The organism is Algoriphagus sp. (assembly GCF_013373065.1).
Lineage (GTDB): Bacteria > Bacteroidota > Bacteroidia > Cytophagales > Cyclobacteriaceae > Algoriphagus.
The window spans coordinates 1-7,657 of record NZ_JABXIN010000026.1; the positions used below are offsets into that span (position 1 = coordinate 1).

General features: G+C 37.6%; 6 protein-coding genes. All 6 read left to right on the forward strand.

What is annotated here, in order from left to right:
- Positions 1-312 (forward strand): ion channel (locus tag HWE15_RS14960; protein WP_290508352.1); only part of this gene is annotated, 312 nt, incomplete at its 5' end.
- 217 nt (positions 313-529) lie between these two features.
- Positions 530-2,191 (forward strand): potassium channel family protein, encoded by a 1,662-nt coding sequence (locus tag HWE15_RS14965; RefSeq protein ID WP_290508353.1) that lies wholly within the window; start codon positions 530-532, stop codon positions 2,189-2,191.
- A gap of 305 nt (positions 2,192-2,496) precedes the next feature.
- Complete coding sequence (locus HWE15_RS14970; protein ID WP_290508354.1) at positions 2,497-3,240, forward strand: hypothetical protein; 744 nt, start codon at positions 2,497-2,499, stop codon at positions 3,238-3,240.
- Positions 3,241-3,283: 43 nt separating this feature from the next.
- On the forward strand, positions 3,284-3,979 hold the full coding sequence (locus HWE15_RS14975) for a hypothetical protein (RefSeq protein ID WP_290508355.1): 696 nt from the start codon (positions 3,284-3,286) through the stop codon (positions 3,977-3,979).
- A gap of 276 nt (positions 3,980-4,255) precedes the next feature.
- Positions 4,256-6,094 carry a potassium channel family protein gene (locus HWE15_RS14980; RefSeq protein ID WP_290508356.1) on the forward strand — a complete coding sequence of 613 codons (1,839 nt, stop codon included), beginning with the start codon at positions 4,256-4,258 and terminating at the stop codon, positions 6,092-6,094.
- A 1-nt stretch (position 6,095) separates the two neighbouring features.
- Positions 6,096-7,657, forward strand: a 1,562-nt coding sequence (locus HWE15_RS14985; protein WP_290508357.1) for a hypothetical protein, incomplete at its 3' end; no start/stop codon positions are given.

Genomic DNA, 7,657 nt, shown 5'->3' on the forward strand with positions numbered 1-7,657 from the left:
GGTACTAGAACTTTTTCCTGGCTGCTATCCAAGGTTGACGTACTTAAAGGAACCTGGTCCTCTACAGAAGACTCCAAGAAAGCAGGAAAGTCTGTCTTGATTATTGGTGCTTTCTTGATCGCTATTGTCTACGACCTCTTTATCAAAATGCTCAATGCTTTGATGCTGAGCATCAACACCTTTACCACACTTGGCTTTGGTGAGATTCCGATCAAGGGTTTACCACGTTATTTGGCCATTATTCAGGGCTTTATCGGCTGGTTTATGCTGACTATATTCTCAGTGTCTTTGATATCCCAGTTGTTGAACTGATCCTCCTTTGATGAAACCTAACTTAGAAAAAAGCTTTAACACTATGAGAAAATATTTTTTTGTCCTAAGTCTTTTATTTCCTTTTTTATCCCTCGCACAGGAAGACAGTAAATACAAGGTATACTCCTATTCAGAATTCTTTCAGATGATCGAAGAGGAACCTACAGACGTCTTCAGACTTCAAAATGCTGTCCTCAGATTTGATAGCCTAACCGACATGGCTTATGCAATGAGGAACGAATTCAGTACAAATCTCTCGTTTCTTAGGAATGATACGCTGTTTGTTAAGAAAAAATTATTCCTGACAAATATTTATGCTGATTGGGTCAATGACCTAAGCTCGACATTTGTAGGCGGTTTCTACAAAATATCCTTTAAAGAAGAAGTCTTTTGTGTGAATTGTATATTCGATATTTACAAAAGTACCTTTCAAAAGAGAGCCAGTTTTGCTTTAAGTACAGAGAAAGAACAAATTGAAAAAAACTACTACGGTAGAGCATTCTATCCAAGTATATCATACCAAGAGTGTATCTTCCGCTCAGGGGGAGCATTTAACTATTACCAATTGCCGCCTGAAGAGCTCATAAAGGTTCAAGCTAGCTTTAATGATTGTAAATTTTATTCTGAAAAAGGAGGCAGTTCACCATTTGGATTTACAACTACTGGCATATCGAGCGTGCAGGTAAGTAATTCCCAATTCTTAGGTGAGGGAAAAGTGAGATTGGCTACTAGCCACGGAGAAAAGTTGATAATTACAAATAATGATTTTGATCAAAACTACTTGCAAATAAGTTTAAATAGTGATGAGGGTTTTAGTGATCTGGAAATTTCCAACAATTCTATTTTACGACCTTGCTTGGTCTCTTTCAATGAATTCAAAAATAGAAATGTAATTGATTGGTCACAGTTCAAAAATGGCATTATAGATTTTGAAAGCTCTCTAGAACATTACCAGGCGTATTATCAGACGGAATTGACGGAAGCATTAATTAATTGGAATAGTCATATCCCTGATTCCGCATTTTTTGATTATCTAGAAAACTATCGGATTCAAAATAAAAAGGCCTATCAAGCTGAAATATCTTTAAGAGGGCAATTAAAACAACTATACGATCAAAAGCATAATACAGAAAATTCCAACGCTGTTTTTATCCAGATGAAAAATCTTGAAACTGAAAGGCTGGAATATTTACACCAACAAAACCCTACATTTGATACCTTTTTCAAATGGAAAGTCAATCAATTTTTAAAACTTTTTTCAGCCTACGGTACTGAACCTTCAAGAGCTATTACTATGTCAGTATATGTTGTTATAGCTTTTGCCCTCATTTACCTCTTCTTCCCCAACCACTGGGACAGTCATGGAAAAAACCGAATCATGGATCGTTATCGGTTCTTTGCCAAATACATGAAAAAAGACAGTGGAATCCATGAAGTCTATTTGGATGAAAAGCGGGAGGAGATGATTGCCGCAGAAGACTTCAGAGCCTATATGCTCGAGTCCAAACAAGAAATCCCCGGTTTCTTTATGGCTACCGCCCTGCCTCTATATCGGTGGTCGGTGGCGGGGACTAGAACTTTTTCCTGGCTGCTTTCCAAAGTTGACGTCCTTAAAGGAACTTGGTCCTCTACGGAAGACTCCAAGAAAGCAGGAAAGTCTGTCTTGATCATAGGTGCTTTCTTGATCGCTATTGTCTACGACCTCTTTATTAAAATGCTAAACGCCCTTATGCTGAGCATCAACACCTTTACCACACTTGGCTTTGGTGAGATTCCGATTAAAGGCCTGCCACGTTACTTAGCAATTATTCAGGGTTTTATTGGCTGGTTCATGCTAACCATATTCTCAGTGTCATTGATATCTCAATTGTTGAATTAGTCGGAAGACCGAGGACCGAGGACCGAGGACCGAAGCTACTCGCGAGTTGCGAGTTGTGAGTACGAATCTAAATCGCTTTTCGTCATTCTGAGTGAAACGAAGAATCTCATAATCATTTGAGGAGATTCTCCAGTCGTCCTGCGTCCTCCTTCTGAATGACGTATTGGAGTTGCGATGTTCGTAGCTTTGTACCTAGCACCAAGTATTATGACACTCAGCATTTAACATTAAGCATTCTTAATTCTAACCCATTAACTATTTACCAATAACCCTTAACTTATAGCAAGCTTCAACCAATACAGCATATGCTTTTCCTATTCAGAAGATTACGCTCATCACTTTTACGAAAGGACAAAGTTTGGAGATATTTAGCCTACGCTGTAGGAGAGATCTTTCTGGTAGTCATTGGGATCTACATAGCCATTCAGTTTAACAATTGGAATGAACACAAAAAGCAAAAAGCAATTGTAAAAACGAATATTGGCATTTTAATAAAAACCCTTCAAGAAGACACTACCTACTACCAAGATCGTTTATTCAATATTGACAGGCATTTAGATATTCTAAAAGGATATCAAGAGAGATTAATACAGCCCAGTGCTAATAAGGACACCTTGATAAAGATCATTCGTGAGGAGTTTAGGGCTGGTATTGTAAAAGTAGATAGAGACCATCGAGATGCCTACAACTCTATGACTATGTCAGGAGAGATCAATTACTTCGACAAGGCTTTGCGTGAAGAAATATTCGGCCTTTATACTCAGCATTCAGTCCTTACGGAAGAGAATAATAGTCATTTCTTTATCTACTTAGACAACCTCGAGGTTTTTAGTGCAAAATTTGGCCTGACGGCTACTTCCCCCTTCAAGTCTGGCCCCATTGCCGAAGCCATTTGGGAGGATGTTGACTTAAGAGCATTGGCAGTTGCCTTTCAACCATTATACAATACAAAACGGAACCATCTTAATCAAGTCAAAAATGAGGTCATTTTAGTCCTTGAAAAGACAAATGCCTTACTCATAGAATTAGAACAAGCACGAGATGATTAGTCTTTTCCGAAAATTAAGATCCAAAATGTTGAACCAGAACAAAGTGAAACGTTACACAGCTTATGCCATTGGAGAAATACTCCTCGTGGTAATAGGTATCTTGATCGCGCTTGAGCTCGGTGATTTGAAACAAGAAAAAACAGAGAGGCGTTTGGAAAAAGAGTATTTGGAAAGACTTGTCATTGATCTAGAAAACGACTTATCTATAACTGAATTTATTGAAAGAACCCTCGTCAGTAAAGAGGAGAACTTAATAAAAGTTAGAGCCTATATCGAAGATCCAAGTATTGCGTTGGATGATTCGATAATGCTTACACTGAAAAGGAGTTACATACTTGGCGCTGAACTCCCCAATGCAAGACTAACAGGTACTTTTCAGGAGCTTATTTCCACTGGTAACTTACGCCTTATAAGAAACAAAGACCTGAGAAACAATATTGTGAACTTTTATTCAGCCTGGGAACACAATAATAACAGAATTAGAGAATTTCAGACAGAATACATAACCCTCTTATTACAGATAGTGGATCGCTTCAACTTTTTTGAAAGTAAGCCTTTGTATGATGGGAAATCACTAAATGAGGTGCTGACTCAACTACAGGTCGAGAAGGAATTTTATCGCTACTATATGGAAGAGGTCAACTACATGGAATTCACAAAAAGAATCATTGAACGAAATAAGGAGATAGTTAAGTCGACCATTGATTCAATAAAGCAAGAGTTGATCAGATTGAATTGACTCAAAACTGATTATGTCAATCAGTCAAAGGCACATGATAGGGATAGGTTCTATGTATTGAAAAATGGGAGCTCAGCAATGTGCGAACCTAGATCAATTCATGCAATTACTGACGAAGCATAGCGGAGTTCAGAAATCTATTCCATGAAATTCTAATTTTGGATTGAAAAGATTCCGGTATTTCTGCACTTCGCTACAAAAACCGGAATGACGGCTCTGAAGCCTAATTTCCTAATTCACTGATTCCTAATTAACTTCTGCCAATCTTCAACCACTATGCGATACACCTTACTAGGATTCTGTCTACTCTTCTCTACCCTTTCCTTTGCTCAGGAAACCTCTGGACTCAAAGAATATTCATACTCAGAATTTATTGAGATGATTCAATCAGAGGATGACACCCTTTTCCAACTTTCTAACGCAAAGATATTCTTCAATCCACAAACGGATTCATTGTTTATAATAGAAAGAGAGAACAATCAGCGTTATACCTCCTTGGGCAAAGGCCTCAGAAAAGACACACTACACATTACTAAGGAACTCTTTTTAGAAAATGTACAGTTTGAAACTATATTAGAAAATAGAATGCTTGCTGGCTTTTCGAAAGTAAAATTTCACGAATCGGTATACATTGTCAATCCTCAGCAACTTGTTATTACAAATTCAAAAATAATGGGGGCTTTTCTTTTGGGCCAAGATGATGCACTAGAGAGAAATGAAAGAAATCCCAGTAGAAGACTAAACATAGAAAATTCAATCTTTAATGGTTCATTATTTGCCTTATATAGCGAGAAGGAAAGTGAGGCGATTATAGGATTTCGCAATAATAAGATCATATCAAAGCGACTGGTTTTTCAAATACCATCCTTCCAAAGTTTATACATACAATCAAATGATATTTCAACAGAATCATTCGCACTAACGAATCAATCTTCGAATGGTTTAAACAATTCAAATTTGGAAGTACTAAACAATTCAATTGAGGCCAAATACGTTCTCATAGACTTAAAAACGAATGATTTTCGAAGGATTAAGCTTGCTAAAAACCTATGGAATACTTCTGTCATTGCTTTTGGCGTGGATGATTTATCTGCTAAAACAATCTGGATTAATTGGGATCAATTCGAAAATAAACTTATTGATCTTGAGATGTTTAGAGAATGGATGGCACCTAATGGTATCAGTTCTTTTGATAAAAAAGACTTTGTTCCAGAAGAAAATAGTGATCCTTATTTCCCAAATTTCACTGAAAAAAATGTAGCGCATTATAATGAAATCGTGAAAGTTGAAGATATAGATGTATATAATGTTGAACAGGCCTTAAAAGGTAAGTTCTATGATTTTTATAAGGGTCGACATGAGATCAGCGCTGCTAATAATGTTTACATTGAAATTAAAGACCTCGAAACGCAAAGACTTGAATATCTATATGGAGAATCGCCTTCATTTAAAACCTTTTTTAAATGGCGTATTAATCAATTCCTAAAAGTTTTTTCGGCTTACGGTACTGAACCCGAACGTGCCATTGTCTTTTCGGTCTATGTGATTCTAGCCTTTGCCCTAATTTACCTATTCTTCCCAAACCACTGGGACAGTCATGGCAAAAACCGCATTATGGACAGGTATCGGTTCTTCCTGAAATATGTGAATAAAGATTCAGGTATACACGAAGTGTATTTGGATGAGAAGAAGCCAGCGCTTTTAGCCTCGGAAGACTTTAAGCTGTATTTAGAAGAACAAGGCAAAACCGCACCCAAGTTCTTTATGGCTACCGCCCTGCCTCTTTATCGCTGGTCGGTGGCGGGTACTAAAACTTTTTCCTGGTTACTTTCCAAGGTTGATGTACTGAAAGGAACCTGGTCTTCTACAGAAGACTCCAAGAAAGCAGGAAAGTCTGTCTTGATCATAGGTGCTTTCTTGATCGCTATTGTCTACGACCTCTTTATCAAAATGCTCAATGCTTTGATGCTGAGCATCAACACATTTACTACTTTAGGTTTTGGTGAGATTCCGATTAAAGGCCTGCCACGTTACTTAGCCATTATTCAGGGTTTTATTGGCTGGTTCATGTTGACCATATTTAGTGTGTCATTGATAAGTCAACTTTTGAATTGATATGAGAATTATAATCTTCCTAGTTGCGTTTTGCTTTACCTTGCAGAGTTTTGCTCAAGATGAAAGCTCAAAATGGAGGGAAATTCCTTCGATTACAGATTGGATTGAAGAAATCAATAACTGGCCAAATTCTACCTATGACGTAAGTAATATCAAGGTTTACATTGATTTTGAAAAAGACACCTTGTTTTATGAATCTCAATGGCGTCCAGTTGACGAGCAAATATTGACCGCTGCGACTATAAGAAAACCAATGAATGTTAAAGACTTCCTTATCGAAGGAATCTTTAAAGATTCAACCATTTCGATCAAAAATGTCAGGTTTAAGGAAGAAGTCAGGTTTACAAACTATAAAGATCGAATGATCCCTTTTAAAAACGCCATTTTTGAAAAAAGCGCTTTTTTTAAGGGTTCGGACGACTTTGTCTATTATAATTTAATCAACTGCGAATTTAATGGTGATCTTGCATTTTATGACTTAGATATCCCCTCGAGTATATTCCTTATTAACCCCAAAATCGAAGGAAGGCTTTTCTTCATAAGGGCAACAGGTTTTCCACAACTTGAAATTACCAATGGAAAAATTAACACGATTAATATTGAAGGTGTGCAATTTTCCGGCTTAGAAATTACTAATTCAGCAATAGGGGAAATATCCCTAAAAAACTCTCAGGTCACCTCTGTTGCTCATGTTTCTGAAAATCAAATAGGAAGTCTGGATGTGACGGGAGCACAACTTCCTGAAACGAATACGTATCTTCCATTTGATCAAATAAAAAGGAAACTTTATTACTCTCCGCGTCCTACTACTTTAAATCGAACTCCACCAAAATATTTTGCTACTGATTCATTAGAATTTGAAAACAAGATGGTATACGATCTACTGATAGGGTCGTATAAACTTTTGCAGGATAGATACCAAAAATTCGGTGACCAGGATAGCTATAATGCTTGTTATGTTGAAATGAAGAACATTGAAACAAGACGCCTAGCCTACCTATTCGATGAGAATCCAAGTTTCAAGAGCTTTTTTACGTGGAAGATCAATCAGTTTCTCAAAATATTCTCTGCTTATGGTACTGAACCTGCCAGAGCCGTCATTTATTCTCTTTACGTAATACTTGCCTTTGCCCTGATTTACCTGTTCTTCCCCAATTCCTGGGATGCTCATGGCAAAAACCGAATTGTAGACCGCTACCGTTTTTTCTTCAAATACCTACAGCGCAATGCAGGGGTACATGAGGTCTACCTGGAAGAAAAACAAAAAGATCTGCTGGCCTATGAGGAATTCAAATCTATGATTTCGGATTCGGAAAAGTCAGTCCCCCGATTTTTCTCTGCCACAGCGCTTCCCCTCTATCGATGGGCGATTTCAGGCACCCAATTGAGTGCAAAAATTTTAAGCAAAATCGATATTCTAAAAGGTACCTGGGAGGAACTGCCTCCGGCGCAAAAAGCCTGGAAGTCTTTTCTCTTGACTGTGGCATTTCTGGTGGCCTTACTCTATGACCTTTTAATCAAAATCCTCAATGCACTCATGCTCTCCATCAACACCTTTACCAC

Bases quoted from the DNA above. Each gene is read 5' to 3' on its own strand.
- HWE15_RS14965 (WP_290508353.1), top strand. From the start codon at position 530: ATGGCTTATGCAATGAGGAACGAATTCAGTACAAATCTCTCGTTTCTT.
- HWE15_RS14970 (WP_290508354.1), top strand. From the start codon at position 2,497: ATGCTTTTCCTATTCAGAAGATTACGCTCATCACTTTTACGAAAGGAC.
- HWE15_RS14980 (WP_290508356.1), top strand. From the start codon at position 4,256: ATGCGATACACCTTACTAGGATTCTGTCTACTCTTCTCTACCCTTTCC.